Raw genomic sequence first — 25,657 nt, forward strand, 5'->3', positions numbered from 1 at the left:
GTAGAGCGCGAGTTCATGGCCACGATGATGGCTCGCTACCCTGACAAGCTGTCGCGGCTCCGGGGGGGGTTCTATGACATCAAGAACAAGCAGGGGCAGCGCGTACCGTTCCGCATGAACGAGGACCAGGAAGAGTTCATTCTGAACCGTTGGAAGCTGGATATCATCCTCAAGGCGCGCCAACGCGGGTTCACGACGGTAATCCAGCTCGACATGTTGGACGACTGCCTATTTCTCGCGGACCTGTCTGCTGGCGTGATTGCGCATAACCTGGTCGATGCGAAGGCCTTCTTTCGCGACAAGATCAAGTATGCCTATGACCACCTGCCGGCGACCTTCCGTAAGATACGCGCAGCCGACAACGACAGCGCGGAAAGCTTGCGGTTCAACAATGGGTCGAGCATCCGCGTCGGCACCTCGTTGCGATCGGGCACGCTACAAAGGCTTCACGTTTCGGAGTTCGGAAAGCTTTGCGCCAAGTACCCCGAGCGTGCCGCAGAGGTCGTGTCAGGTGCGTTCAACACGGTCGCAGCAGGCCAGGTGATCACGATCGAAAGCACCGCGGAAGGGCGCGCTGGCGAGTATCACGATATGGTAAAGACGGCCCGGCAACTCCAAGATGCGGGTAAGAATCTGACGGACTTGGATTTCAGGTTTCACTTTTACCCCTGGTACCGGGATGAGGGATACTCGCTCGACGCTGATGTCGTCGAAACCACAGAGATGCGCGAGTATTTCTCCAAGCTGGCAGTATTCGGCATCAACCTGACCAAGGGGCAGCGCGCTTGGTACGTGAAGAAAGCCGAGCAGCAGGGCGAGAAGATGAAGCAGGAGTTCCCATCCACGCCTGACGAGGCATTCGAGGCCAGTGTGGAGGGCGCGTACTTCGGCCCCCAGATGCTAAAGATGCGCGCGCAGGGCCGGATATGCCGTATCCCGGTGCTAGACATTCCGGTCTACACGACGTGGGATCTGGGCGTCGGGGACGCGATGACGCTCTGCTTCTGGCAAGACGTTGGCATGGAGCGCCGGTTGATCGACTATTACGAGAACAGCGGGGAGGGGTTCAACCATTACGGAGCCGAGTTGACCAGGCGAGGGTACAACTACAGTGAGCACTTCATGCCCCACGATGCTGACCATCGCCGGCTGGGCAAGGACGCCAAGAGCGCCCGCCAGCACGCCGAGGAAGTGGGGATCAAGCCGGTGCGTGTCGTGCCGCGCATTTCGTCTGAACAGGACGGCATTGACGCGAGCCGTGCATACCTGCCCACCGTTTGGATTGACGAAGAGCGTTGCGCCCGACTGGTCGATTGCCTCGACAGCTACCGCAAGGAGTGGGACGATCGCTTGTCGGTGTGGAAGGATAAGCCGCTGCACGATCAGTTCAGCCATGGGTACAAGGCGTTCGAGACTGCTGCAGTCCGCAAGACGGCAAAACCGAAGGCCGCAACATCGGTCGTCGTGCCCTCGATGTCGGTCGGATTCAGGCGAGGTTGAGTGTCCGAGAAAGAGCGTTATCGGACACAGCTAAGACAAACTAAGACAAAATGACCGAACCGGTTCGCGCGCGTAATTGGTTCGGTCATGGCGGACACCGACGACACCACGGCACCCAAGCGCGAGACCACGAGCGAGCGTAACGCGAAGGTCCACGAGCGGGCCATGAAGCGGTTCGACGCGATCTGGGGCGTGGTGCGTGAAGAGCGTATGCAGAACCTGGCTGATCGCCGCTTTGCCCGTATCCGTGGAGCGCAGTGGGAAGGCCAGTACGCGATCGGCGAGACCGTCGACGACAACGGCGACCCGATCGACACCGGCGCGCCCCGCATGGAGGTGCCGAAGTTTCTGCGCCCGATCCGCCGCGTCAAAGGCGAGTACCGTTCGAGCCGCAAGCAGGTCGACTTCAAACCGAAGGGCGACGACAGCGACCGAGCCAGCGCCGACAACCTCGACGGACTGTACCGCGCCGATATGCTCGACAGCCCGGGTGGCTTCGGGTCTGCGCAGGACAACGCGTTCGACGAGGCGATTGACGGCGGGCTGGGTGGCTGGCGTCTGCGTGATCGCTGGGAAGATGACGAAGACGAGGCGAACGAGAATCAGCGTATCGGGTTCGAGCCGATCTATGATGCGGATCAGTCGATGTTCTTCGACCTGGACGCCAAGCACCAGGACAAGTCGGACGCTCGGTTCGCGTTCCTGCTGACCACGCTGAGCCGGGATGCGTTCGAAGAGAAGTACCCCGATGCCACGCCTTCCACGTTCGATGGCGTCAGCAACTATGATTACGACTGGATTCAGCCGGATAGCCTGACGCTGGCTGAGTATTTCGAGGTTGAAGACCGCTCGGTACTGCGCCGCACCTTCCAGATGAAGGGCGTCAATGTACTCGCCGATGACATGCGCCCCGAAGAGCGTACGTTCGATGACGCCGATCTAAAGGCTGAGCGCGACGACCAGCCGACGTTGGAGAGCGAGCTTGAGCAGCAGGGCTACGAGCAGATCAAGCAGCGCCGGATCAAGCGCCAGATCGTTCGCCGCTACCTACTGACTGGCGCGGAATGTCTCGAAGGCCCGACGACGATCCCAGGCAAGTTCATCCCGATCATCCCGCTTTATGCCGAGCGTTCGTATGTGCAGGGCATCGAGCGCGCGCAGGGCATGGTACGGCCGGCGATCGATGCGACCAGGCTTTACAACATCGTCGTCAGCAACCTTGCCGAGTCCGCGAGCGGGCCGAGCGATGACACGCCGATCGTTGCACCTGAGCAGGTCGATACCGCGATCCTCGACGCGTGGGCTAGCCGTAAGGTCAAGCGGCCTGCCGTGCTGTTGCTGAAGCCGATCTACGATGAGAACGGCGCGATCATCCAAGCTGGCATGTCGGGAACGCTGCCCGCCGCTCAGGTCTCGCCCGCGACCGCAGCGCTGATCCAGGTGGCCGGCGCCGACATTCCCGATCTGATGGGGATGAACGACCAGCCCGAGACTGTCCCCGCGAACACGTCGGCCGCTGCAATACAGCTGGTGAACGACCGCGGCGATGTGACAGACTTCCTCTGGCACGATAACTTCTCGCTGGCGCTGACACATTGCGGGCGCGTGTGGCTTTCGATGGCCGGCGATCTCTACGTCGAGGAGGGCCGCAAGATGGTCAGCCTCGACGCCGAGGGTAAGCAGTCCACCATCACGCTCGCCGAGCCGCGTACCGATGATGGCGGCGAGCACCGCGTGAATGACCTGACGACGGGCAAGTACGATGTCGTGGTCGACGTCGGCCCTGCGACCAAGACGCGCCAGGATGCGACGGTGAAGTCGATGACTGGGCTCGCATCGGCCTACACCGCCAATGGCAACGCCGCGAATGCAGACGCCGCACTGGGTGTCGCTGTCCTCAACATGGAGGGCGAAGGCACCGAGGCTTACCGCTCGTTCATCCGTAAGCAGGGGCTCCAAGGCGGCTGGGTCGAGCCGAGTGAGGAAGAGGCGGCGCAGTTGCAGCAGGCCGCAGAGGCTGCGGGTCAGCAGCAGGATCCGAACATGATCGTTGCGCAGTCGCAACTCATGCTCGCCCAGGCTGAGCAGACCAAGGCGCAGGTCGCGCTAATCGAGGCAGAAACGAAGCGGATCACCGCCGAAGCCAACGCCGAGAAGGCCAAGGCGCAGACCGCGGCCGCACTCGCCACGATCGATCGCGACGACCGTGCGCAGGTCTTGGACGAGGTCGAACGCGCCACGAACATCGAGCACACCGACGAACAGCACCAGCACGACCGCACGATGGGCGCAGTCGATGCATCCATGCGCGTCGAGCAGCACGAACGACAGATGAACCAGCCGGAGAGAGACAATGCAAGTTGAAGAAATCCGTATTTGGGCCTTTCAGCAACTGGCCTCTATGCCCGCACCCCCTGGAGGGCTGTTGAACCTGAAGCAGTTCATTGCAGATGCTGATGTATTGGTAAGCTGGGTCGTGCACGGCCATCCGGAGGCGCCGGATGGCAGAGATTAAGCGAGAGCCGATTGTGCGTGATGATGGCGATAGCGTCACGTTTGACGCCGATCATACCCACTCGGACATCTTACGCTACGTTATTGGCGATCTAGGTGCTGAAGACGCTGTATTTCTCATGAACCTACTGGCTGAGGAGGTGCGGGTTGATGGCAACGCAGCTTGAAGACGACTTCACCGAAGACGCACCCGATCTGGATCTCGACGACGAGCAGGAGGCGGATGCTGAGGCGAACGATAACGATCAGGAGCCTGACGATCTCGACGACGACAGCAATGACCAGGACGACGATGCAGAGGAAGACGTCGTCACGTTCGGTGCTGACGATGTCCGCGGCGAGGACGAGCCCGAGGGCATCCGGAATCTTCGCGAGGAACTGAAGCGTCAGAAGGCCCGCGTCCGTGAGCTTGAAGGCGCTGGCGCTGCGCCCGTCGAGGTTGGCGCGCGCCCGAAGCTTGAAGACTTCGACTACGACGAGGACGCGCACGGCGAGGCTGTCGAGGCGTGGATCGACAAGAAGCGCAACGCCGATGCTCAAGTAACGGCTCGCGATGAATCGATCCGCCAGGCGCAGGAGAAGTTCAACACGCAGCAGCGCGCGTTCGAGGACGGCTGGAGCGCTCTACGTGTCACCGGCAAGGATGCGGCGCGCGCTAAGGTCGAGGACACGTTCGATCCAACGCAGCAGGCGATGCTGATCAAGGCGGCGCGAGGCAACGGTGCGGGCCTGATGCTGTATCTCGGCACGTCCGCCGCCAGCCTCGATAAGCTGAAAGCCCTCGTCAACGATCCCGCCGAGTTCATCGCAGAAGCAGCCGTGATGGCGAAGGAGGTCAAGGTGGAACGACGCAAACCGGCAACAACGCCGATCGAGCCGGTGCGGGGCGGCACTGGCGGCGCTGCTAAGGGAGACGCCCGCCGCGCACGCCTGGAACGCGATGCCGACACCAGCGGGGATTACTCCGCACTCATCAAGTACGATCGTGATTTGGAGATGAAACGCCGTGGCTAATCTGACCGCACGCGAAAAGGCGCTGCTTCGTGCAGCGATGGAAACCGAGTTCTCGCGGCTCGACAAGGACGCGCAGAACACGTCCAGCGAATACCTCTCCGCATACCCCCGGATGATGTATCGCATGACCGATGTCGAAGAGACGACGGTCCTGACGACGCACAACGACGGGCGCCCACGCGAGGTGCGGATCGATAACCAGTTCGCCGGGCTGCTGTGCGACACGATCATCGCCGAGACCGCCGACGAGGCCGAGGCGCTGACTGCTGATGGCTGGGATATCAGCCCGCAGGCCGCGCATGGTGTTGTGACCGGGATGGCCGCAGCAACGACCGCGAAGGACGACGAGATCGCCGCGCTGCGTGCCGAGCTGGCGGCTGAGCGTGCGACCAAGACCGGTGGGAAGGGCTCCTCGAAGGGGCCACCGGAAACGCTTGCACTGGCCGAATAGTTCGGGTATCTGGATACCCGCGCCATCGGTCCCCAGACAACCGTGATGTCTGAGTAGCGGCGAAACCGGGCTTCGGCCCCGCTACTCAGGGATCACCACATGGCTTCATCGTTTTTCAAGGAAGAGCGCGTCGCATTCACCAACATGGTGAAGGCATTCGAGGATCAGCTTGCTTACGGGCAGGCCGCGACGCTGTTCGACGAGCTTACCCCGGCCGAAATGGTCTACACGCGCGATCGCGTTTGGGTCGACACGCCGATGATCGGCTCGAGCTACGACGGATTCGATCAGACCAGCAACTTCGACGGCCTGACCGAACTGGTCGTGCCGGCATCGGTCGGCTTCCACAAGGCTAGCCCCAAGGTGCTGTCGTCGAAGAACCTGCGCAACGAGCGGGCAATGACGCGCTGGATGGACTCGGCGAAGGCCAAGCTCGCATCGGACGTGAACGCCGCGGTTCGCCGTCGCGTCGCGCTCGAGGCCGCGATCTTCACCAAACGCACCGTTGCGCCGACCGGCTTCGACGACCTCGCTGTCAGCCAGGCGCAGATGGACGAGATTGGCGTTCCGGTCGACGACCGCGTTGCCTTCATCGGCACGCGCGCCGCGATCGGCATGGCATCCAACCTCGCCAGCCGTCAGACCATGAACGGCGTCAATCTCTCGGCCTACGAGAAGACGAAGCTGATCGATATCGCGAACTACGAGGTCTATCGCGACGACCAGCCCATCCGCCTAGCTGCGGCTGCTGGCGGTGCCACGACCGTCAACGGCGCCAACCAGTACTGGGAGCCTGCCGCGTTCACGACCGAACCGGACGGCGAGCAGGTCAACCGCGACAACCGCTATTCGCAGCTCGTCGTGACTGCTGCTGCAATCGCCTCGGTCAAGCAGGGCGATGCCTTCACGATCGCGGGCGTCAATGCGATGCACCGGATCTCGAAGCAGGACACCGGCCAGCTACAGACGTTCCGCGTGATTGCTGTCAACACGTCGACCAACACGCTGACGATCGCCCCTGCGATCATCTCGAACGGTGGTGCGACGATCGCCGGCCGCGAATACCAGAACGTGACCGCCACGCCTGCAAACGGTGCGACGATCACGTGGCTCAACACCACGACCGCGGAGATCAACCCGTTCTTCTCGCGTCGCTCGGTGCTGCTGCTGCCGGGTTCGTTCAAGGTCGATGCAGGCGACGGCTGGTCGGTGATGAAGGCAACCACGCCGGTTCTCGGTCTTCCGATCACCTACACGCGCCAGGGCAACATCAACGACCTGTCGCTCAAGGCTCGCGTCGACATCGACTTCGGCACGGCGCTTCTCGCGCCCGACCAGGCCGGCGTCGTCATGTTCAATCAGGCATAAGGAGCGGACACGATGACGACCAAGAAAGACACGACCGGCACGAACCTCGCCGACAACGCGCCCGCTGGCCTCACGGTCACGGACGCGGAAGCGGAGAAGGCACGCCACGAAGGCGCTCTGGACGCGGTGAAGGACGCCGCCAAGGATGCCCGTATCTCTCTGACCGATGGCGCGCAGCCGGGCGACCCCGCTGTCGATCGCTGGCCCGGCTCGGACGAGTCGCAGCAGTATGCGTATATGTTGGAGGACGCGCCCGATGCGTTCGACAAGCGCGTGAACGGTAAGGACAGCCCCGTCACCGACGTGATGGCAGCTGGCTTGCTAAAGCTCGAGCGCGCTGGCCAAAATCGTACCCCGTACGTCAAGACGCTGCTGAAGCGCCTCGGCCTCAAGGGTTCGGAGATCGGCGAAGTGACGTCGGCTGGCCCGGCGTACACCAACGACATGTCGCTCATCAGCGGCCTGTAAGCTTGACGTGGGTGGCGCGGGAATACCCCCGACTGCGTCACCCACGTTGAGAACCGGGGCAGGGGGACACCTGATGCGCAATATCATCTTACTGGCGCTGGCATTGGTCGCGTCGCCTGCCACGGCTCAAACCGCCCGCCCCGTCGCCGTTCAGACCCAGTCGAGCGGCGCCGCATCTGGAGCCGTCGTAATGACCGGCGTAGGGCAGGCTAGCAGCGTCAACATCGTCAATGGCGCGACGGCTGGGTACGCCGTACTATACGATAGCCTGACGGTCCCCGCAGACGGCGCGTTGACGCCTTCCCTGATCCGCTGGTGCATGCCTGTCGCGATAAATACCGGGCTGCGCGACACATTCCCCGCGCCCCTCCCATTCTATAACGGGCTTGCCGCGTTCGTATCGTCCACGAGCTGCACGACAAAAGCCGCGGTCGCCTACGCGTTCGCATCGGCGCAGGTCCAGTAATGCGCTGGCTCGCCCTTCTCGCGTTTGTTGCAACGCCTGCGCACGCCCAGCTCGTATCGCCTCCAGGTGTGACGATCGGCCAAGTCCAGGCGCTGATGGACCAGTCTATCGCGCCGGTCTTGGCCAAGGCTGACAGCGCCATGACGAAGGCCGACGCGGCTATCGCCGATGGCCTGACCAGCGCAAACCGTCAGCAGGCGTTGCGGATCCAGGTTACACCCGATGCCAATGGCCGGGCGGTGTTCACCTACCCGATGCCGTACGTTGCTGGGACCAAGCCCGCGGTCACCACGACAGCCGAGACACCCAACGGCGCGACCTATCGCAATGACGCCAGCGTCGAGGAGAACAGCGCCACGAACACGCAGGTCGTGATCCTCGTGCAGCGCGTGCCCAAGACGATCGTCGTCAGCCTGCTGGGCGCTGTCACGAACATCATAGCCCCCGTCACCACCCCTGTCTGGATCAACGTGCTGGTGAGGGCTCCAGTATGACCCATATCGCAAGGAACGCCGCATGACCGTCCGCCTTCTCGTTCCTGCTTATGGCAAGCAGACCAACGCGCTTTACACTGGTACTCAGGCCGCAGAGCGTGCGCTGATCGACGCGGGGCAGGCGGATAACCAGCTTGACGCGTCGTTCGATTACCCGGCTTATCTGGCGGGCAAGTCCATGGCGGTTGGTACATTAACTCAGACCTCGGTAGATGCTGCCGTAGCTTCTGGCGTAGGATTCGCTGACCCCACGGCACGGGCCGTCGTTGCCCGGATAGGCGCATTGCCAAAGTGGCGGAGAGCGATGGCACGTGTGCGGGCGGGTAAAGGTCGGGGACGGATCTTGATTGTCGGGGATAGCACGAAGGTCGGCGTTGGCGCTGGCAGTGGCGGATTTCCCGCGCTTACCGGCGCTCGCGCTCGTAGCTTCGGGGTACGTTTGGCTGAGGGTATTTCCCAAGCCGGCCTACTTGCTGTCCATACGAATTTCATGGGTACTGGCACCACCAAGGGCAGTGGCGGCAACGGTGTTTTCGCAACCGGCTATGATCCGCGTCTGACCTTCGGTGCAGGTTGGACTTACGGGACTGCTGATGGTGTCGGCGGTCCGATGTTCTTCAACGGTACGACGACGAACAGCATGGACTTCGCCATTCCGGGTCAAAGCGACACCATCGAGATATACTCGCCGCGCAATTCCGGGCTGGGGGCCTTCACCGCAGCCGTAGATGGCGGCGCGGTGCTGCAAACGGTTGTCCAGGATGGGGTAGACGGGTTCATTAAAACGACGATCACGGTCACGCGAGGTGCGCACACGCTCAACCTCTCCCGTGTTTCCGGTCTTGTGTTCATCACAGGTGTTATCGCTTTTGATAGCACCGTGCCAGCAGTCGATGTTGTCAGCGCGGGTTGGTCGTCTTCCACCGCTGGCTTATGGGTGTTTGCTAGTTCAGCGTTTACTTTTGGTGCGATTAGGGGGCAGTCGGTAATTGGGCCGGACCTGACAATTATTGCGCTAACAATTAACGAGGCGCTCACAGCAAGCGCAACCCCTATCGCGACCTACCGAACAAGCCTCCAGGCACTCATCACACAGGCAAAGTTGAGCGGCGACTGCCTGTTGATGACAGGTATGCCGAGCGATTTCAGCTTAGCGACGGCCGACGCTCAGGCTCAAGTTGTAGCGGTGATGGCCGAATTAGCAGCATCCAATGATCTCCTGTTTATCAACAACCATGCGCGAACTGGCGGCTGGGCGGCGCTAAACGCGCTTGGGGAGATATTCGACGGCCTCCACGGAAACGACCTTTACTATGCTGACGAGGCCAACGCCACACGCGCATTCTTAATGGACTACATGTAATAACAAAGTGTTAAGACACTTACCAACGGTAAATCCTTCAAATGAGTTTACCGCTTTGGCGTGTCGCGTTATGGCGCTCGCCGGGGGATTAATCTTTCCCGATTAGGCGGTAAAAGAGGTGAGCCTTGATCCGAGCATTTCCTTGGTGCCTACGCATTTTCAGCCGGCTAGCATCGGTTGTGGGAGAGGTTAACAACTCAAGGAGGAGCGCGCAGTCTACCCGCCGGGCGAACCCCGATGGCGGGCGCTGTCACAGTTGCGGGACTGTGACAGATGCTGGTTCCAAGGAGTGCTGGGAATGTGTGCTGGATCGGCAATGGTGACAAGGGCTAGCCAACAACCCCACATTTAAGCTATATCACCACCGTCGAGTAAAAGCGGCGCCGGCACCGCTCCAGCAATTCATGCGGAGCCGTGCTATATGACCACCAGAGCCAGCATCCTCTCTCGAGCCTTCGGACGCCTCGCGATGGGCGACTACGAGTTCGACGTGACGCCTGACGAGCGAGCGCAGGCGCGGGACTCGCTGGATACGATGCTGGGCGAGTGGGCGGCGGTCGGCGTTGATCTCCGTCATACTCCTAGTGATGGCGATAACGACGCCGAAGAGATGACGACGCCCAGCTGGTCGGATCAGGGCGTGATCGCGAACCTCGCGCTCCGGATGGCCGCAGATTTCGGCAAAACGCCGGGTTCTGGCCTCACCAAAGACGCCAAGCGCGGGTATGACCTTGCCACCGCCAAGACGCTCGCAATCCCGACAGCACAGCGCGCGCAGTCCGTCGCGCATGGTGGTGGTGAGCGATACTATCGCCGGTTCTCGTACTGATGGTGCAGATCCCCATCCTGTCGGGCATCTACGCCAAGACGACGGCGGATTTCGCGCGTTCGTTTCCGGTCAACCTAATGCCGATCGCGGAGAGCGGCGACGGCACCGGGACGGGCATCAGCAAAGGCTATCTGAAGGTAGCGCCGGGCTTGCGCAAGATGGCTGACACGCTGGGCGAGGACCGCGGCGGTTATGTCTTCAAGGGTGAGCATCTGCGAGTGCTGGGGACCTTCCTATACCGCGTCGCAACGACCGGCCATGTGCTCGCTGTCGGCAACGTCGGGCTTGGCGGTCCGGTCACGTTTGCAGAGTCCTTCGACCGTCTCGGCATCGCATCGGGCGGTGACCTTTGGTATTACGACGGCACGAACCTGACGCAGGTGACCGATCCCGACCTTGGGCCGGTGCTTTCGATGGCTTGGCAGGATGGCTATTTCATCACAACTGACGGCGCCTCGCTGGTCGTGACTGAACTGAACGATCCGACGTCGGTCGACCCGCTCAAGTACGGATCCTCGGAAGCGGACCCGGACCCGGTAACTGGCGTGCTGGCGTTGCGTGGGCAGGTCTATGCGCTGAACCGCTACACGATCGAGGTCTTTATCAACGGAGGTTCTACCGGCTTCCCGTTCGCGCGGTCGCGTGGTGGGCAGATACCGAAAGGATGCGTCGGACCGCACGGGTTCACGCCGTTCGTCGAGACGTTCGCGTTCTGCGGTTCGGGCCGGAATGAGTCGCCTGCGATCTACCTTGCGGGATCGGGGCAGGGCATTCGGATCAGCCCCCGCGGCCTCGACGACGCTCTGGCCGCGCTCACCGAAAGCGAGTTGGTGCTGGTCGAGCTCGAGGCGCGCAATGGCGCAGGCATGACCGAGTTGCTTGTCCACCTTCCGACCGAATCGTGGGTCTATCACTGGACGGCATCACAGCAATTCGACCTTCCCGTGTGGTCGCGGCTGGCGGGCGGGATTGATCTATCGCTTGCCTACCCCGCGCGGCACTTCACGTTCTATAACAACCAGTGGTGGTGCGGGACCGTCAGCGCGATCGGGGTGGTCGACGAGATGGAGCCGACGCTGTTCGGTGCCGAGTACGCGTTCCAGTTCGACACGCCACTGGTTTACAATGGGCGAGCCGGTGCGATCGTACATGACCTGGAGCTGGTGCCGCTGGGTGGCCGGTCCGTCACCGAGACGTTCGTCGATATGAGCTACACCGACGACGGCGTAACCTGGAGCCAGAAGCGGACGGCATCGCTTGGTGCGATCGGCGAACGTGAGACGCGGCCGGGCTGGCGTCGGGGTGGGCGGATCAGGCGCTGGCGTGGCTACCGGTTCTCCGGGCTGGTCACCGGCGCCGCGGCCTTCGCGCGCTTGGAGGCTCAACTGGAGCCCTTGAATGGTTAGCAGGGTCACAGACAACGAGTACACGTTCCTCACCGATCGCGAGATTGCGGCGTCGGGCATTGGATCCAGCCCGTCTGCGGTTCAGGCTTATGGGGACTTGCAACGCGCCGTTTACGAGCTCGCTCCCGCTGACGTCGGCGATGCGCAGGCTGCTGCTGAGGCCGCGGATGGCAAGGCCACAGGAGCGCAAGAGGCGGCGGAAACAGCGGACGGCAAAGCTGAAGACGCTGGTACGCGGGCGGATGCCGCACAGGGCCGCGCGGATGACGCCTATGACCTCGCGGACACGAAGGTATCGAAAAACGTGGGCCCCGTGTTCTCGGCGCCTAGCGGCGGGGCCTCACGCAGCGCCTTACCCGCCTACGCCGGGGGCACCGCCTCTGCGGTCTACACCCCCTCTGATGTGCAAGCACTGATGGACCAGGTCGCAGCACTTACGTCGCGGGTCGCGGCGCTGATCGTGGATGGGCGCTCGAACCAATCACTGAAGAGCTGATGCTGTCTGTACAGCCGATCAAGGATAGCGCCGCGACCAACGCCATCCTCTGTAACCCGTGGGTGCACGCCAAGCTTGCGCAGGACGGACGCGAGCCTGGTTATATCGACCACCCGCTCGTCAGCTACCACGGCGCCTACGTAGACGGCTCGCTCGTCGGCGTGTTTATCGCCGTTCAGTTCACGCGATGGGAGGTCGAGGTTCACGCCGCGATGCTGCGCCCCGCTATCCCGCACGGTCGCGCGCTCGGGAGGCTGTTCTTGGATACGGTGTTCGCAACCCCTGACGTGTTACGCGCTACCGCCTATGTGCTCGGCTCGTTGCCGTCCGCAGCAAACTACTGCCGGCGTCTAGGCTTTGTCGACGAGGGTGTGCGGCGCTCGGCTTGCATGGTTGGCGGGGTGCCGACTGACATTGTCGTGCTAGGGTTAGTTAGGGGCGCCCTTCTCTCCACAGCGATAGGCCACGGCAGCAACCATTAGTTGCATTGCATCGCCGTTACGCGCCGACGCCGGGAGGAGATCATACACCGCCCGGTATGCTCGGGGCATTTCGGCAGCAGTTGGCAGGCATTTGGCCCCCTGTTTTTCAGCCGATTGCACCGCAACGCCTGCGACCAATAGGCACTTCGCAGCGCTGAAAGGGGCGACATCGTCTACCCCGACCGGAACGTCCTCACCCTTCTCAGCTAGGGCGCAGCCGATGTATAGGTCCTTGGCTTGCGGCACATCATGTCCGTAGCGTTTCGTTGAGCGCGGCGCCGTGGGCTCGGTGACGAGAACGGTTGGCCCGCCATAGCTGCGGCATGTGACCGTATCGAATAAACGATTGCACGTGGTCGTCACCTGCAACGCGACAGCAAGAAACAGCATTCATCCTCCCGCGGGTATTGCAATACCCGAATCGCCGTGGCATACCTTAGCCACCGCGTATTGCACAGTCCGGTCGTGCTCCTGAACTTGTTTCGGAGCAACGGGCTTGAGTTTCATCGGCGACGCGATTGGTTCAGTCCTCGGTGGTATCACCGGCGCGAACCAGTCCGCCAAAGGTGCGCAGGCAGCAGCTCAAACGCAGGCAACCGCCGCAGATAAGGCTATCGCCGAGCAAGTAGCCGCGCGCGGTGAGGCTCGTGGCCTTCAGCAACCATTCGTCAACGCCGGCACCGCTTCCCTCACGCAGCAGATGGCGCTGCTTGGTCTCAACGGCACAGCCGACCAGCAGACGTCGATCAGCGCGCTCCTGTCCTCGCCTCAGTACACCAGCGGCGTCCAGCAGGGCGAGGAAGCGATTCTGGCGAACGCGTCCGCAACTGGCGGGCTTCGGGGCGGCAACACGCAGAACAGCCTGTCGCGCTTTCGTGCCGACCTGCTGAACACGACCATTCAGAACCAGATGCAGAACCTGAACGGGCTGACCTCGCTGGGGCAGAACGCCGCGGCGGGCGTGGGCAACAACGCGATGAACTCGGCGAATAACATCGGCTCGCTGCTCAACCAGCAAGGCGCCGCGATCGCGGGTGGGCAGATCGCCAAGGGCAACGTCGTGGCGAACAATTACAACACCATGCTGCAAGCAGCTGGCGCGATTGCGGGGTTCTGACGATGGCCATGGGACCTATTGATTACAATTCGATGCAGACGCGGTTGGACTTCAGCCCGTTGGTGCAGGGCCTTCAGCTTCGTCAGCAGAAGCAGAACATCGAGGCGGACAACCAGCGGCAGGAGAAGCTGGCCCAACTCGCGCGCGACAAGTTTACGATCGACCAGCAGGAGCACGCCGCATACCTGGCGGATGTCGAAGCGTACAAGGCTGACCCAACGCCAACACGTCTGCGCGATATCGGTCTAAAGCATCCCGAGCAGGCCGCTGCACTTCAGAAGGCAGGCGACAGCTACACGACCTCGCAGAAGCAGGATCTGATCGGGACGGGCTTCGGTGCCCTTGGCGCGCTAGCCGCTGGCAACAATGACCTGGCGGCGTCCACTCTGGAGAAGCGGATCGAGGCACTTAAGAACAGCGGCATCGATACCTCGCACACTCAGGCCGCGGTCGACATGATCAAGGCTGGGAAGGCCAAGGAGGCTACAGCTTACCTGTCGTACGCGATGGCTGGGCTTGTCGGGTCGGATCATGCGGCAAGTGTCATGGAGACGCTCGGCGTTGGTGGTAAGGCCGACGACAAGCGGGCTGACAATGAGCGTGCTGACCGCCGGGCCGAGCTAGAAGAGCGCCGCGTGACGAACAGCGAGCGTGCCACGAACGCGGCCATTGCTCGCGGGGACGCCGCAAGCGCTCGCGCTGAGCGTGCTTCGGATCGTGCCGATCGCAAGGCAGCTGGCGGCGGTAAGGGCGGAAAGAAGGGGGCGTTCAGCGACTCCCAACTTGACGCGTTGATTCAGTAATGGCTGCGACCGGACAGCTAAAGGAGCGGATTCAGCTGCTACAGGCGGCGAAGGCGCGCGCGGAGTCGCTCGGGAAAACGCTGAAGCCAGAGGTCCAGAAGGAACTCGACAGCTATTCGTCTCAGGGGCTGCTGGGTTCGTCTGCGGCCGGCGCTGCGGGCGGCAAGGTATCTGAGGGGGAGCGTAAGACTGCCTTCCTAGCGACACGTCTTGCGGGATCGCTGGACCAGCTCAACGACGTGCCCGCGGATCAGCAGCGACCTGGCTGGTTCCAGGAGGCTGTTCGTGGCGTGGCGCCCGAAGCGATCGCGAACAGCCTAACCGGCAGTGACCGCCAGCGAGTTGAGGCCGCGCAGGGTGACATCCTTGACGCAGCGCTGACACTCGGCACGGGCGCGGCGTATACGAAGGAGCAGCTGACCGGTTACCGTAAGAGCTACTTCCCCCAGCTTGGCGACAGCGACGAGGTTATCAAGGATAAGACGAAGCGGCTCAACACGCTGCTTCAGTCTGCGCGCATCGGCGCCGGTGGCGCTGCTCCACAGATCGATGAGGCTCTGAAGAAGTCCGGGTTCGCGGTTCCCGGTGCGACAGAGGCGAAAGGAGGTGATCCTAAATCCGGCACGACGGGGGCAGCGGTTGCTGCTGGCGGCCAGCCCCCGGCGGGTCCAACTCCGCCAAGCGGTCCTGACAGTCGCGGAGGCGTGCAGTTCAACGGCGAGGGACCGCAACTCGCGGCTGGCGTCTCGAAGCTGTCGCCCGAGGCGCAGGAGAAGCTTTACCAATTCTCGCTGACGAAGCCGAACGCGGCGCAGCTCAAGCAGTATTATGACACGCTGGGCGCCGGTGTGCTGCCTGACGCAAACGCACAGCAAATCGCGGACTATTACGGCAAGGGCGGCACCGAGCGCATCGGTGTCAGCTACGACAAGGCCGAAGTAGCGCCTGTTGATGCTGGCGACGGCTCGGTGGGTGCGGCTGCTCGCGGCGCTGGGAATGCGCTGACGCTGGGCTTTCTCGACGAGGCTGGCGCGCTGGCGGATACCGTCACGCAGGGCGGAACCTACGACCAGAACCTCGACCGTCGCCGCGGCCAGGAACTGTTCGACGAGCAGAACAGCGGTGTCGCGCGCTTCGCCGGGCAGATGGTCGGCTCGCTCCCCTTGGGTGGGATCGAGTTCGCCGGCGCGCGTGCCGCGTCGCGCGCGGCTGGTGTTGCGGCGATCCGGCAGGGGCTGGGTCGTGAAGTTGCCGCGATGCAGGCGAACCGGACCTTTGCCATGCGTTCGGCCATGGAGGGCGCTGGGATCGGTGCCGTCTATGGCGCGGGTGAGGCTGAAGGCGGTCTAGGCGATCGCGCTATCGGCGCGGCTGGTGGCGCTGCTTTCGGCGGTGCTGCTGCGGGTGCGCTGTCGCTTGGTGGGGGTGCAGTGCTGGCGCGTCGGGCTGCTGCTGCGCGTGGCGTGGCTCCAGCGCTTACTGAAGGGCAGCAGACCCTCGCCGCTATGGAGCGGCAGGGTATTACGCCCTTGCCTGCTGACGTTGGCGGTACAGCAACGCGGATGGCGACATCAGGCGTCGCGCAGACGATCGGCGGAGGCGGTGCTGTACGCAGGGCTGCACAAGCTACCGTCGACACTTCGCAGGCTGTCCGCGATCGCGTGGCCGCTTCGCTTGGCATGGCAACTAATCCGGAGGCCGCAGGTGAAGCCGCGCGCGCTGGCGCTGATCAGTACATCCGGACGACCGGGCAACGTATCGGGCGGATCTATGACGTCGCGGAATCTGCTGGCGGCCAAGCCCGGGTGGATACGCCCGACGCGTTGCGCGTGCTCAATCAAGAGATCGGACCGCTTGAAGAAAGCCCAGTTGCGAGCCCCGGCTTGGCGGTCCTCCAAGGCCTTCGCGACGCTTTGCAGCAGCCGAATACTATCCGCGGCCTGCGGAACATGCGGACGGCTGTCCGGGACCAGTTTGAGGCTACGGGCCTTCGCGGTTCCAACATCCAGCGAGTCGCAGATCGTGTCGTTACCGCCGCGACCGACGACATCGTCAATGGCCTGCGATCGCAAGGTCTCGATCGCGCAGCCAATGCATACCGGCGCGCCGATCGCCTTTGGTCCGAGCGCCTGCGCGTTATCGATGACGAGCTCGAGCCTATCCTTGGCAAAAATACCGAGAAGTCGGGCGAACAGATCGTCGGCGCGCTGAAGTCGGCAATGAGCGGCAATAACCGCCGGTTCGTCGGCTTCCTGGATGCATTGCCGGCCAACGAGCAGGGCATCGTTCGCGCGTCCCTAGTCCAGCGGCTTGGGCAGGCGACCAAGGGCAATCAGGACGAGACGGGCGAGGTGTTTTCGCTTTCGACGTTTCTGACACACTGGAACGATATTGGCGAGACCGCAAAGAACCGTCTGCTCGGTGCTGAGGGACGCGCGGCTCTCAACGATCTAGCCCGCGTGGCCTCGTCGGCAAAACAAGCCCAGAAGTTCAATAATCATTCGAACAGCGCATCTGCGCTCGGGGTTGGCGGCGGTGCTATCAAGCTGGCGGAAGGCGCCGCAGCGTACGCCTCGGTCGGCAAGGTTCTTGGTCTTACCTACGGCGCAGGCCGCTTACTGGCATCGCCGCGGTTCGCTCGATGGTTGGCGCGTCCTCCACGCGTACCGACACCCGCAGCCTCTCAAGCTTGGGCAGAGCGCCTAACCCGTATCGCCAAGGCTGAGCCGGCCATCGCTCAAGATGTCCTTGGGATTCAATCGGGGCTTCGGAGACTGACGCAAGGAGCTTCCGTCCCAGCAACCGCGCAGGAAGGCACTGCACCCGCCCAGATAATCGACGGGCAAAACAGCCAGCAACAGGCCCCAGCAGAAGGGGCGCAACAATGATCGCATCCGTGGAGCGTAGCAGCAATGGTTGACAGCACCTATCAGGTTTTCGTCGACCTTGACGCGACGGCGCTAGAGGGCGGTTACGTCTGGGTTGGGCCTGCCTATGGCAACCCGGAGGCGACCCCGAGCCCGTTGTATTGGGACGCCGCTAAGACCATTCCGGCCGCCCAGCCTTTGCGCACGTCGGGCGGGTACATCGTGCGAGACGGTACGCCGTCCGACGTGTTCGGCGAGGACGAGCTTTTCTCTGTCCGGGTGCGTAACCGTGCCGGGCGCATCGTCTATTATGCTGGCTCAACTGGCGCAGGCATCCCCGCGTCACGTCGCAAGTTCCCGATCGCAGCCGGCGCGCAAGGTGATCCCGGTGCGAAGGGCGATAAAGGAGACGAGGGACTTCAGGGCCCAATCGACCAGCATTCAGAGTCTGCCCTAGCTGCGCTACCGCATCTGTCACGCGCAGTCCGCGATCGCGCCTTCTCGACCACGCCGATCAAGATTGCAGGCTTCGGCTCGTCGAACATGCTCAACGAGGATGGAGGGCTGGCTGGGCCCGGCAACAGCCCCGTCGAGATCGCGCTGCGTGAGTTGAAAGCCGCGCTCGATCCGCAGGGTAACTGCGTATGGGAGTTCATCAATCTCGGCGTCAACGGAACGGCCTATTCCGGTTGGAACGCGGCGATCGACCGTCCAAAGTCTCCGCGGGAATATGCCGAGGAGTACGGCCCCGATCTCCTTATCGGCTGCTACGGCACCAACGACTATTCGCCCGAGAACTTCAACGTCGGCGAGACGCGCAGTCTCGTGCCGGTATTCATGGCCGCCATCTACGCTTGGTGCGACGAGCACAACTGCGACGTGATCAACATGATCCCGCCAATGCCGCACGTCGGCAAGTCTAAGCAGACCCGTACGGATCCCGTGACGTTGCTGCCAGTGCAGGGCCGCGCGCTCAATTACACGGTGCCGACGTCGTATCCGACACGCAGTTTCCAGCGCGGGCAGAAGAACGACCAGGCACCCGATGGCGATCTGCTCGTATCGTTCTCTGGCGGCAACACGATCACGTCCGATGCAGGCACGTTCGACGATAGCTCACTCTATCCGGGTGCGATCATCTGGGTAGCAAACCCGGATCTGCTCTCGCCTATCGTCAACGGCGGATATTACCGCATCGCCTCGGTGTCGGTGAACAAGGCGCAGCTCGTCCTGAACAACGTCGCCACGGTCAACGCCTACGACTACGTGATTGGCGCCCCAGTGGCCTTGACGACGGCGGGCCCAACGCGGGTGACGATCTGGCGGGTCGCGATCGATCCGTTCACCGAGTTAACTCCGAGCTTTACAGAGGCGTTCGGGTTCATCGACGTCGACGGTACGCCTGTCGAGATCCTGACGCGAGAGCAATTGGTGTCGCAGGACATCCGACAGCAGACCGCGGCATCAGCGTATAACGCTGTCCTGCTCGACGTGATGTTCGATTACGTTCGGGCCGTCGTGAGGCACGGCGAGGATCGATATTACGACCCGCTGCAGATCGTTCACTGGAACAGCGTCTGTGTCGATGAGGTCATCGCGCCAGCCTTCCGTAAGCTGGCAAAATCGCTGGTCGAGTCTCCAGCGGGAATCGCAGCGGTTCAGCCTGCCTTTGTTCCGCGCATTGCGGTCCGGCCTGAGGGCACGCCTGCGCAAACCGCTGCCGGCATGGGCATCAACCGCGCCGTCGATATCCAGATGGCGATCGGCGAAAGCGCGGTTATCCGCGTGCCCACGTTCGAGGAGATCGCCGGGGCGCTACACACCGAGTTCCTGCCTACCGGCGCCACAATCAGCCACCTCGGCAGCGCCGGCCTACCGTTCAAGCGCGTGCCCATCGTGCTGGTCGAGGCGAACGTATCGCAGACGACCGGCGTCGTTATCCCGCTGCCGGTCAGTACGGTCCTGTACGGCTACATCTTCGGCGAGCAACCCGGCGTTGGCGTGCAGATGCGGCGGATTACGGCGTTCAATTCGGCCGGCGTCATCACGATCCAGGTCAGCAACGAAGCCAGCACTGCCGGCGACGTGTTTTCGATCACGACGCAGACGAACAGCCTGAAGCTGTCGGTCCTTGGCGCCAACACACAGCTCTGGACGGACCTGACGTCGGCACCGTTCACTTATGGGGCGTACCAGTACTGATGACCCACATCCACAACAGGGAGGGGTAGGGGCGTGAACACTTACTGGATCGCACATCTAACCGTCTGGGGCGCTGCGATGCTCTACGCGGCGCCCGGAGCCTATTACGCAGCCTTCCGGCAACGCAGTGCGCGAACCGGAGACGCAATGCGCCTGGCGGTGTTCCTCGTCGCGCTGGTGATGAACTCGCATATCGCCCGCTGGTTAATCGCGCCGAACGACCTGGGGTCATGGAAGGCGATCTACTTCGTCGGCTTCCTGACGGGTCTCTACGTGATCCGGCTGATGGTTTCCTACGGGCGCGGCAAGCCACTGGCTACCGCTGGCGAGGACTTCGACCATGGATAGCATCGCCAAATGGATCGCGGAAATCACGCCAGGCGGGGTTGGAATCTGGACCGCTGTTGGCCTGATCGTCGTCGCGCTGATCCGTCAAAAGCCCATCACACAAAAGCTCACCGACGAACGAGAGGGCAATCTGTTGAAGGAACGCGCGGCGGACATGAAGGGGATGCGGCGTCGGATTACCGAGCTGGAGGCAGAGCAGCGCGTCGATCGGCACAACATCGGCAACCTCGAACAGGTGCTCGATATGATCCTGAACATGATCGAGATCGACCCCGGTCGTGCGGTGGCAATCGCTGCGAAGGCTCGCGAGGTTCGCGCCGCGCAGAAGCTGGAATTGGCGACGGAAAAGGCTGGGCTTCACAGCGGCAAGATAACGGCAGCGGAGGACGCGGAATGACCAAGACCATCGACCAGCTCGTCGACGAGGTAATCGGCAGGGAAGGTGATTATTCGAACCACCCGGCAGACAAGGGCGGGCCGACGCGCTGGGGCGTCACGGAACAGGTGGCGCGGGCGTTCGGCTACAAGGGCGACATGCAGGTGTTCCCGCGCGAATCCGCGGTGACGATCTACAAGCGCCGCTATTGGACCGACGTGCGGTTCGACCAGGTCGCTACGGTCTTCCCGAGGGTCGCTGCCGAGATGTTCGATACGGGCATCAACATGGGGCAGGCGATTGCAGGCGGCTTCCTACAGCGCGCGCTCAACCTGCTGAACGCCGGCGCAACGCTCTATCCGGATATGCTGGTCGACGGCCAGATCGGCGCGATGTCGATAGCCGGTTTGCAAAGCTATAAGCAGCGGCGGGGAGTAGCCGGCGAGGAAGTGCTTCTCAAGACGATCGACGGGTTCCAGGTCGGACGATACGCCGACATCACGGAAGCACGTCCGGCGAATGAGGCGTTCTTCTACGGCTGGATCGCGAACCGCATTGGGATCGCGGCATGATCCAGCGCCCCGAACTAGCCCTAGTCGCCACCCTCTACGACAAGAACGCCAGCGACGTGCCGGCGATGCTGCGCAAGTCGGCGGACAGCATCGAGGCTGAAACCGATGACGACGACCGAACCCGCGCGATGGTCGGCGTGCAACTCAGCCACGGCGAGGCCATCTCGATCTACGGCTGGGGAGCGCTCGACCGGTTCACCGCGATCGGCGTGTTGCAGGCTGCGATCACGAAGCTGACCGATGGCGTGGAGGAGAACGAGATATGAACTCGACCGAGATGCAGTATCGCGCATTCCTCGCGGCAATCGGCGCCGCCCTGATCGTGGCGCTTGCCCCTATTGTCGTCAGCGGCATCCGCGGCGTTGCGCTGCCGGATAGCCTGATCGCGATCGCCGACAAGTCCGTCGTCGCCTTCGCCGGTTTGCTCGGCACCATCGGGGCGCTGCTGTTCCGCCAGAATCAGATCGACGAGAAGCGAGCCGACAACAACACCAAGGCATTCGAAGCGATCGCCGCTGCCCAGGCCAGCACGCCGCCACAGGACGGGCCGACCGGCACGCCTGCAGACCCAGTCAACGTGAAGGACGTTCAACCATGAAAATCCCCGGCCTCGGCGCAATCGCCAACTTACTCCTAAAGCGCATCGTCCTCCCCGCAATCGGAAAGGCCATCGCGGATCCTGCAAACCCGATGACCAAGCAGAAGGTCAAGGACATCCTGGTCGATGCGGTAGAGGCTGAGGCGGGGCGGCAGATCGGGAAGCGGTTGGGGGCTTAATACCGCATAGCCCCGTTCTTCTCCGTAATGACCAACCCCGAGCCAAACGGATCACGCCGCATGTCAGCCCCGTTCGGTCTGGCCTCTTTCGGGCGCTTCCCGCATGCACTGCACCGGAAGAACCGCTTCATCGCCGGCACCTCGTAGTTTCCGGGGTATTTGTCGACGTTGACCACAGCATGACGACCGCAACTGCACCACAGATGGAGCGAGCGGATACCGAGGGACCGCATGTTGTCTAGGTCCATCGGGCTCGTGGTGTCGGTCATGCGCCGCATTAGAACAGGTCGGGAACGATTCCGCTAGGGGTGGTAAGAACAGGTCGGTCTTTCCCGACTGCCAACCCGTTTCCGGGTGAGGTGCATGGCAACCTCCTATGGTCTCGTCTAAAGCCACCCTCAGGCAGCAGCGATACATACCCGCTAGCATTTCTGTCCGAGTCGTGGCAAGAGGGTTTCGCTGCGGCGGTGTCCACTATCGGGCAACAGGTGCGCCAGTAACCGGGTCCGCGGGCCGCAGCGACATAGTTGGGTATGGCATGGTGCTGCTGACGGGATTTCTAGACCCGGAGGCGAATGTGGATCGTAACCGCGCCCGACGCCAGTTTCAGGTCCCCGCTCTGCCATCGCGGCATCGGGCTAGGGTCGGCGGGGTTGGTGTTCGTAGAGCGCCGCCCCGCTGGCTACGGAGCGCGCCTCTTATCTAACTGCGCTGCGAAATGCCCGATGAGGCATCCCATCACGACCATAGCAATCGCATGATACCCCGCCTTGTCCGCGATCGAGGCCAGCAGGACTATGCAGCCTGCGACAATGATGTGCCGGTGCTTCCTCACCCCTCCGATCCTTTCGACAGAGCGAGGGCGTGACGGGCGCGGCGTAGGTGGTCGCCATAGATCGCATAGTCCTCGCCCGCCGCTGGCCTGTAAACGTAGAAGTCTGAAAAGCCGTTCGACTCTCCGACGATCTCACCGGCTTTCGCGAACGGCTGCAATGCTGCCTCCAGTTCCTCGATCCGGTCCGCAGCATCGCCACACCATTTCGCGATCGTGCCGATACCTGGATACGCCATCGCCGGCATAGCAACGAACTGCCGCAGCCGTTCGGCAAGCACCCGCTCTTCAAGCAATCCCATCGTCGGCTCCTGATGTTGGGGGTGGGGTGCGTTTGTGGCGGTCGTCGGCGATCGCGTTCAGCACCCACATGAGGATCGCAGCGGTAAGTGCGATGTCCGTTCGATCGCCAACGTCCCAGCCATCGCGCCAGACAGGCACGTTCAGCGCCTTGCCGATGAACCAGCCCAGCGCGCCGGCGAGAATGATCGCATACAGCCTCATACCGCCACCCCGCCAAGCTGGTCGGTCTCGGAGGTGGGGGTGGGCTCAGGAAACAAGATTGGGCGTATCTGCTGCCAGCTTGCCTCAACCCACGCCTCGTTCTCGCGGTGTTCGCTGACCTCTTCGGGGCTGTGGTAGTGCGGCGTATCCTTGCCGCAAATCGGGCATGCAAATGTTCCGACAGTCGCCGGGTTGTTCTCGCTCATGCTGCTTGCTCCAATTGTATGAGGGGGGAGGCGTCCCGGAACAGTGTCAAGAAACACACCGACAGCACAGCAATCGAAGCCCACCACGGCACTTGATGACGCACCAGCCAGTCAGCGATCAGCACCATAAGTAGAAACAACGGGAAGGGCTTCATGTCAGTGCTCCAGTCTTGGTGGTGGATGGAGTTGGCGATGGCCGCGTATTCCACAGAGCCTGAGCCTCTTCCGCGCTGGTATCGCTCGCTCGTTCAGCCCCACACGCGCCACATTCGACAGACCAGATCGTCAGGTCTTCGGTAGCCCGCGTGATGGACTCTGTGGGCGAGCGCGCTCCACAGAACGGGCAGGGGAGTAGCTCGTGTGACGCATCCGGAACCGAGACCGACTTGCTCGGATACTGCGGATCACGCGCGGCGAGATACGCCGCCACGTAAATCGGGCTATCCTTCAACCGCTCACCACTCAGGTTTCGCGCCTCGCACCAGCCGTCGAAGCCCTCGACGCGATCAATCAGCGCGATAAACGGCTGCATTGCGGCGCGTACATCAGCAACGGCATTGCAGATTATCGAGACGATCTCGCGCTCGTGGTCCAAAGCCCCGACCGAAGTAGACGCCCCGTAGTGGTCGAGCATCATGCAGAAGTTCGCGACGTCGACCGGGTCGCCCTTCTCAGCGTGCGCGTACATTAGCCGCGCAAGGGTATCCGGCGAACACCGCTCGGGGTCGTTCCAGCCCTCTCGCCCCTTGGCTCGGCTTGCGGCCATCTTCGTCCTCATCTTATCCGCGAACGCATCAATGGCAGCGTCGTCGGTCCATGCATCAATCGCTGCGACCAACTCGTCCCGCGTGGCGGCTTGGAGACCCCGGTCGTCGTTGCTGTCGTCCGCGCCATCGTAATCGGGATGCGTAGCCGACCAATCGAACTGCCGGCATGGGATCGGCGGGTGGTCGAACGACAACAGCCAGCCCTTGTAGCGATCCTGGGTGACATTCTGTGTCATGCTGAATGATCCTTTTTGACGAGGGCGCGAGCTTCTTGACGCGCGGCATGCCGAAGCGATTTTGCCACGGCCTTCGCGTGCTGCTTGGGATTGTCGGCAGTTCGGTGATGGACGCAGTGTCCGCCGTCGCTGCGCCCGCGATTGTTATCGGGTCCGTAGGGCTTCATGCCGCCCCTCCACACCAGCCGACACACTCGCTATCGGCAGCGTCTTCCTCGATGTCGCTCATTGGCAGCAAAGGGTTGTTCTTGATGTGCGCGAGAATGTCCGCGACGCTCATGTAGCCGAACGAGAAGTTGCGCTTGCGCTCGTGCGCGCCCCAATAATTGTCGAGGCCGACCGGGTCGCGGCGAGCGCGAGCAATCCGGGCCTTGTCGCTGAGAAACGGGCAGTTGTCGCAATTGCCGGTGCCGCGTTCGAGCATGAGATTGAACGGCTGGCACTCCCACCAGCGCAGCACGTCAGCCTTACGGACACCGGCGTCGGCGAGGGGGAAACGCAATTTACGGTCGGCGTTGTTCGGCTTGCGGGGCAACTCGTGCACCCGGTCGTATTCGTCGGCGCGGAACCCGATCACTTCGGTGTAAGTGCCGCGCGGGTATCCTTGCGCTTCCATGAAGTCGTGAAGGACACCGACCTTGCAATACTGGGTGCACCAGCGCCCGGTCACGGTCGAGAACAGGGCTTGCTTGCGAGCGATCAGCCGGTCGAGCGGTTCACCCTCACGGCTAGCGCTGTTGTAACCGACTTCCTCGTACCGGCTGGTCGCGCCACCCTTGCGAAGATCGGTAACGAACTCCAGCCAATGGATATGAACGCCCCAGCGCGTACCGCACTCGTGAACGAAGCGGAGGGTTTCCTCGCGCTCCTTCCCGGTGTTGGCGAAACACACGAACACGTCATCTGGCAGCTTGCCGCCGTGCGCCTCGACGATGTGCTTGAGCATTCTGCCCGACGTGCGCCCACCCGAGAACGAGATCAGCGCAGGGCCGGTAATAAAGTACGGGTTGCCGCTCATAGCGCCACCCGATTCGCGAACGTCAAAACCCTTGTACGAGCCGTGTACGCGCGTTCCGGTTTTGTGCGCGTAAATCGCTGCATCAAAGTGCGAGCATGGCGCGAGGCTGGTGGTGAAAACCCTAGGTTTTCTGGTGCACCCGACTGGATTCGAACCAGTGGCCTCTGCCTTCGGAGGGCAG

The 25,657-nt window shown here is 62.5% G+C and carries 30 protein-coding genes; 24 read left to right on the plus strand and 6 right to left on the minus strand.

Going from position 1 to position 25,657, the window contains the following annotated elements:
- Nucleotides 1-15: 15 nt before the first annotated feature.
- The 24 genes from SJY41_RS21710 (at nucleotide 16) to SJY41_RS21825 (ending at nucleotide 21,913) form a co-directional block, all read left to right on the plus strand.
- Nucleotides 16-1,500, plus strand: coding sequence for a hypothetical protein (locus SJY41_RS21710; RefSeq protein ID WP_380778056.1), 1,485 nt, complete (start codon nucleotides 16-18; stop codon nucleotides 1,498-1,500).
- Between the two features lie 87 nt (nucleotides 1,501-1,587).
- Nucleotides 1,588-3,864 (plus strand): portal protein, encoded by a 2,277-nt coding sequence (locus SJY41_RS21715; RefSeq protein ID WP_380778057.1) that lies wholly within the window; start codon nucleotides 1,588-1,590, stop codon nucleotides 3,862-3,864.
- A 137-nt stretch (nucleotides 3,865-4,001) separates the two neighbouring features.
- A complete protein-coding gene (locus SJY41_RS21720) occupies nucleotides 4,002-4,181 on the plus strand; it encodes a hypothetical protein (protein WP_380778060.1) in 180 nt (59 codons plus the stop codon).
- On the plus strand, nucleotides 4,165-5,028 hold the full coding sequence (locus SJY41_RS21725; protein ID WP_380784441.1) for a hypothetical protein: 864 nt from the start codon (nucleotides 4,165-4,167) through the stop codon (nucleotides 5,026-5,028). The genes SJY41_RS21720 and SJY41_RS21725 overlap by 17 nt, the downstream gene beginning before the upstream one ends.
- Nucleotides 5,021-5,479 carry a hypothetical protein gene (locus tag SJY41_RS21730; protein ID WP_380778064.1) on the plus strand — a complete coding sequence of 153 codons (459 nt, stop codon included), beginning with the start codon at nucleotides 5,021-5,023 and terminating at the stop codon, nucleotides 5,477-5,479. The genes SJY41_RS21725 and SJY41_RS21730 overlap by 8 nt, the downstream gene beginning before the upstream one ends.
- A 99-nt stretch (nucleotides 5,480-5,578) precedes the next feature.
- On the plus strand, nucleotides 5,579-6,847 hold the full coding sequence (locus tag SJY41_RS21735) for a P22 phage major capsid protein family protein (protein ID WP_380778066.1): 1,269 nt from the start codon (nucleotides 5,579-5,581) through the stop codon (nucleotides 6,845-6,847).
- Nucleotides 6,848-6,859: 12 nt separating this feature from the next.
- Entirely contained in the window at nucleotides 6,860-7,315 is a 456-nt protein-coding gene (locus SJY41_RS21740) for a hypothetical protein (RefSeq protein WP_380778068.1), read from the plus strand.
- 73 nt (nucleotides 7,316-7,388) lie between these two features.
- Nucleotides 7,389-7,781, plus strand: a complete 393-nt coding sequence (locus SJY41_RS21745) for a hypothetical protein (protein ID WP_380778069.1) — start codon at nucleotides 7,389-7,391, stop codon at nucleotides 7,779-7,781.
- Nucleotides 7,781-8,275, plus strand: coding sequence for a hypothetical protein (locus SJY41_RS21750; RefSeq protein WP_380778071.1), 495 nt, complete (start codon nucleotides 7,781-7,783; stop codon nucleotides 8,273-8,275). Before SJY41_RS21745 ends, SJY41_RS21750 begins: the two co-directional genes overlap by 1 nt.
- 22 nt (nucleotides 8,276-8,297) lie before the next feature.
- On the plus strand, nucleotides 8,298-9,638 hold the full coding sequence (locus tag SJY41_RS21755) for a hypothetical protein (protein ID WP_380778072.1): 1,341 nt from the start codon (nucleotides 8,298-8,300) through the stop codon (nucleotides 9,636-9,638).
- A 421-nt stretch (nucleotides 9,639-10,059) separates the two neighbouring features.
- A complete protein-coding gene (locus SJY41_RS21760; RefSeq protein WP_380778074.1) occupies nucleotides 10,060-10,467 on the plus strand; it encodes a packaged DNA stabilization gp4 family protein in 408 nt (135 codons plus the stop codon).
- Nucleotides 10,467-11,873, plus strand: a complete 1,407-nt coding sequence (locus SJY41_RS21765; protein ID WP_380778075.1) for a packaged DNA stabilization protein — start codon at nucleotides 10,467-10,469, stop codon at nucleotides 11,871-11,873. Before SJY41_RS21760 ends, SJY41_RS21765 begins: the two co-directional genes overlap by 1 nt.
- A complete protein-coding gene (locus SJY41_RS21770; protein ID WP_380778077.1) occupies nucleotides 11,866-12,369 on the plus strand; it encodes a hypothetical protein in 504 nt (167 codons plus the stop codon). The genes SJY41_RS21765 and SJY41_RS21770 overlap by 8 nt, the downstream gene beginning before the upstream one ends.
- The gene (locus SJY41_RS21775; protein ID WP_380778079.1) at nucleotides 12,369-12,851 is read left to right on the plus strand and encodes a GNAT family N-acetyltransferase; all 483 of its coding nucleotides are present in this window, start codon (nucleotides 12,369-12,371) and stop codon (nucleotides 12,849-12,851) included. Before SJY41_RS21770 ends, SJY41_RS21775 begins: the two co-directional genes overlap by 1 nt.
- 496 nt (nucleotides 12,852-13,347) lie before the next feature.
- Entirely contained in the window at nucleotides 13,348-13,968 is a 621-nt protein-coding gene (locus SJY41_RS21780; protein WP_380778081.1) for a hypothetical protein, read from the plus strand.
- A gap of 44 nt (nucleotides 13,969-14,012) precedes the next feature.
- Entirely contained in the window at nucleotides 14,013-14,771 is a 759-nt protein-coding gene (locus SJY41_RS21785) for a hypothetical protein (protein ID WP_380778082.1), read from the plus strand.
- Nucleotides 14,771-17,659: a hypothetical protein gene (locus tag SJY41_RS21790; RefSeq protein ID WP_380778084.1), complete on the plus strand. Its 2,889-nt coding sequence runs from the start codon at nucleotides 14,771-14,773 to the stop codon at nucleotides 17,657-17,659. Before SJY41_RS21785 ends, SJY41_RS21790 begins: the two co-directional genes overlap by 1 nt.
- Nucleotides 17,660-17,683: 24 nt before the next feature.
- Nucleotides 17,684-19,840 (plus strand): hypothetical protein, encoded by a 2,157-nt coding sequence (locus tag SJY41_RS21795; protein ID WP_380778085.1) that lies wholly within the window; start codon nucleotides 17,684-17,686, stop codon nucleotides 19,838-19,840.
- Between the two features lie 33 nt (nucleotides 19,841-19,873).
- On the plus strand, nucleotides 19,874-20,188 hold the full coding sequence (locus SJY41_RS21800; RefSeq protein ID WP_380778087.1) for a hypothetical protein: 315 nt from the start codon (nucleotides 19,874-19,876) through the stop codon (nucleotides 20,186-20,188).
- Nucleotides 20,181-20,585, plus strand: a complete 405-nt coding sequence (locus SJY41_RS21805; RefSeq protein WP_380778089.1) for a hypothetical protein — start codon at nucleotides 20,181-20,183, stop codon at nucleotides 20,583-20,585. Before SJY41_RS21800 ends, SJY41_RS21805 begins: the two co-directional genes overlap by 8 nt.
- A complete protein-coding gene (locus SJY41_RS21810; RefSeq protein ID WP_380778090.1) occupies nucleotides 20,582-21,136 on the plus strand; it encodes a glycoside hydrolase family 108 protein in 555 nt (184 codons plus the stop codon). The genes SJY41_RS21805 and SJY41_RS21810 overlap by 4 nt, the downstream gene beginning before the upstream one ends.
- Complete coding sequence (locus tag SJY41_RS21815) at nucleotides 21,133-21,402, plus strand: hypothetical protein (RefSeq protein WP_380778092.1); 270 nt, start codon at nucleotides 21,133-21,135, stop codon at nucleotides 21,400-21,402. Before SJY41_RS21810 ends, SJY41_RS21815 begins: the two co-directional genes overlap by 4 nt.
- Nucleotides 21,399-21,734 (plus strand): hypothetical protein, encoded by a 336-nt coding sequence (locus tag SJY41_RS21820; RefSeq protein ID WP_380778093.1) that lies wholly within the window; start codon nucleotides 21,399-21,401, stop codon nucleotides 21,732-21,734. Before SJY41_RS21815 ends, SJY41_RS21820 begins: the two co-directional genes overlap by 4 nt.
- Complete coding sequence (locus SJY41_RS21825) at nucleotides 21,731-21,913, plus strand: hypothetical protein (RefSeq protein WP_380778095.1); 183 nt, start codon at nucleotides 21,731-21,733, stop codon at nucleotides 21,911-21,913. The genes SJY41_RS21820 and SJY41_RS21825 overlap by 4 nt, the downstream gene beginning before the upstream one ends.
- A gap of 831 nt (nucleotides 21,914-22,744) precedes the next feature.
- Here SJY41_RS21825 and SJY41_RS21830 read toward each other — a convergent pair.
- The 6 genes from SJY41_RS21830 to SJY41_RS21855 all read right to left on the minus strand — a co-directional run bounded on the left by SJY41_RS21830 (nucleotide 22,745) and on the right by SJY41_RS21855 (nucleotide 25,476).
- Complete coding sequence (locus SJY41_RS21830) at nucleotides 22,745-23,047, minus strand: hypothetical protein (RefSeq protein ID WP_380778097.1); 303 nt, start codon at nucleotides 23,045-23,047, stop codon at nucleotides 22,745-22,747.
- A complete protein-coding gene (locus SJY41_RS21835; protein ID WP_380778098.1) occupies nucleotides 23,034-23,249 on the minus strand; it encodes a hypothetical protein in 216 nt (71 codons plus the stop codon). Before SJY41_RS21835 ends, SJY41_RS21830 begins: the two co-directional genes overlap by 14 nt.
- Nucleotides 23,246-23,455, minus strand: coding sequence for a hypothetical protein (locus SJY41_RS21840; RefSeq protein WP_380778100.1), 210 nt, complete (start codon nucleotides 23,453-23,455; stop codon nucleotides 23,246-23,248). The genes SJY41_RS21835 and SJY41_RS21840 overlap by 4 nt, the downstream gene beginning before the upstream one ends.
- On the minus strand, nucleotides 23,452-23,610 hold the full coding sequence (locus tag SJY41_RS21845; RefSeq protein ID WP_380778102.1) for a hypothetical protein: 159 nt from the start codon (nucleotides 23,608-23,610) through the stop codon (nucleotides 23,452-23,454). Before SJY41_RS21845 ends, SJY41_RS21840 begins: the two co-directional genes overlap by 4 nt.
- Nucleotides 23,607-24,458 (minus strand): Lar family restriction alleviation protein, encoded by an 852-nt coding sequence (locus tag SJY41_RS21850; RefSeq protein WP_380778103.1) that lies wholly within the window; start codon nucleotides 24,456-24,458, stop codon nucleotides 23,607-23,609. The genes SJY41_RS21845 and SJY41_RS21850 overlap by 4 nt, the downstream gene beginning before the upstream one ends.
- Before the next feature lie 163 nt (nucleotides 24,459-24,621).
- Nucleotides 24,622-25,476 carry a hypothetical protein gene (locus tag SJY41_RS21855; protein WP_380778105.1) on the minus strand — a complete coding sequence of 285 codons (855 nt, stop codon included), beginning with the start codon at nucleotides 25,474-25,476 and terminating at the stop codon, nucleotides 24,622-24,624.
- Between the last annotated feature and the right edge of the window lie 181 nt (nucleotides 25,477-25,657).

The sequence above is a fragment of the Sphingomonas sp. R86520 genome, assembly GCF_042466285.1.
Taxonomy (GTDB): domain Bacteria; phylum Pseudomonadota; class Alphaproteobacteria; order Sphingomonadales; family Sphingomonadaceae; genus Sphingomonas.

Excerpts from the sequence above, each read along its gene's own strand:
- SJY41_RS21710 (WP_380778056.1), top strand. The coding sequence starts at position 16 with ATGGCCACGATGATGGCTCGCTACCCTGACAAGCTGTCGCGGCTCCGG.
- SJY41_RS21715 (WP_380778057.1), top strand. The coding sequence starts at position 1,588 with ATGGCGGACACCGACGACACCACGGCACCCAAGCGCGAGACCACGAGC.
- SJY41_RS21720 (WP_380778060.1), top strand. The coding sequence starts at position 4,002 with ATGGCAGAGATTAAGCGAGAGCCGATTGTGCGTGATGATGGCGATAGC.
- SJY41_RS21725 (WP_380784441.1), top strand. The coding sequence starts at position 4,165 with ATGGCAACGCAGCTTGAAGACGACTTCACCGAAGACGCACCCGATCTG.
- SJY41_RS21735 (WP_380778066.1), top strand. The coding sequence starts at position 5,579 with ATGGCTTCATCGTTTTTCAAGGAAGAGCGCGTCGCATTCACCAACATG.
- SJY41_RS21740 (WP_380778068.1), top strand. The coding sequence starts at position 6,860 with ATGACGACCAAGAAAGACACGACCGGCACGAACCTCGCCGACAACGCG.
- SJY41_RS21745 (WP_380778069.1), top strand. The coding sequence starts at position 7,389 with ATGCGCAATATCATCTTACTGGCGCTGGCATTGGTCGCGTCGCCTGCC.
- SJY41_RS21750 (WP_380778071.1), top strand. The coding sequence starts at position 7,781 with ATGCGCTGGCTCGCCCTTCTCGCGTTTGTTGCAACGCCTGCGCACGCC.
- SJY41_RS21755 (WP_380778072.1), top strand. The coding sequence starts at position 8,298 with ATGACCGTCCGCCTTCTCGTTCCTGCTTATGGCAAGCAGACCAACGCG.
- SJY41_RS21760 (WP_380778074.1), top strand. The coding sequence starts at position 10,060 with ATGACCACCAGAGCCAGCATCCTCTCTCGAGCCTTCGGACGCCTCGCG.
- SJY41_RS21765 (WP_380778075.1), top strand. The coding sequence starts at position 10,467 with ATGGTGCAGATCCCCATCCTGTCGGGCATCTACGCCAAGACGACGGCG.
- SJY41_RS21770 (WP_380778077.1), top strand. The coding sequence starts at position 11,866 with ATGGTTAGCAGGGTCACAGACAACGAGTACACGTTCCTCACCGATCGC.
- SJY41_RS21775 (WP_380778079.1), top strand. The coding sequence starts at position 12,369 with ATGCTGTCTGTACAGCCGATCAAGGATAGCGCCGCGACCAACGCCATC.
- SJY41_RS21790 (WP_380778084.1), top strand. The coding sequence starts at position 14,771 with ATGGCTGCGACCGGACAGCTAAAGGAGCGGATTCAGCTGCTACAGGCG.
- SJY41_RS21795 (WP_380778085.1), top strand. The coding sequence starts at position 17,684 with ATGGTTGACAGCACCTATCAGGTTTTCGTCGACCTTGACGCGACGGCG.
- SJY41_RS21805 (WP_380778089.1), top strand. The coding sequence starts at position 20,181 with ATGGATAGCATCGCCAAATGGATCGCGGAAATCACGCCAGGCGGGGTT.
- SJY41_RS21810 (WP_380778090.1), top strand. The coding sequence starts at position 20,582 with ATGACCAAGACCATCGACCAGCTCGTCGACGAGGTAATCGGCAGGGAA.
- SJY41_RS21815 (WP_380778092.1), top strand. The coding sequence starts at position 21,133 with ATGATCCAGCGCCCCGAACTAGCCCTAGTCGCCACCCTCTACGACAAG.
- SJY41_RS21820 (WP_380778093.1), top strand. The coding sequence starts at position 21,399 with ATGAACTCGACCGAGATGCAGTATCGCGCATTCCTCGCGGCAATCGGC.
- SJY41_RS21825 (WP_380778095.1), top strand. The coding sequence starts at position 21,731 with ATGAAAATCCCCGGCCTCGGCGCAATCGCCAACTTACTCCTAAAGCGC.
- SJY41_RS21830 (WP_380778097.1), bottom strand. The coding sequence starts at position 23,047 with ATGGGATTGCTTGAAGAGCGGGTGCTTGCCGAACGGCTGCGGCAGTTC.
- SJY41_RS21835 (WP_380778098.1), bottom strand. The coding sequence starts at position 23,249 with ATGAGGCTGTATGCGATCATTCTCGCCGGCGCGCTGGGCTGGTTCATC.
- SJY41_RS21840 (WP_380778100.1), bottom strand. The coding sequence starts at position 23,455 with ATGAGCGAGAACAACCCGGCGACTGTCGGAACATTTGCATGCCCGATT.
- SJY41_RS21845 (WP_380778102.1), bottom strand. The coding sequence starts at position 23,610 with ATGAAGCCCTTCCCGTTGTTTCTACTTATGGTGCTGATCGCTGACTGG.
- SJY41_RS21850 (WP_380778103.1), bottom strand. The coding sequence starts at position 24,458 with ATGACACAGAATGTCACCCAGGATCGCTACAAGGGCTGGCTGTTGTCG.
- SJY41_RS21855 (WP_380778105.1), bottom strand. The coding sequence starts at position 25,476 with ATGAGCGGCAACCCGTACTTTATTACCGGCCCTGCGCTGATCTCGTTC.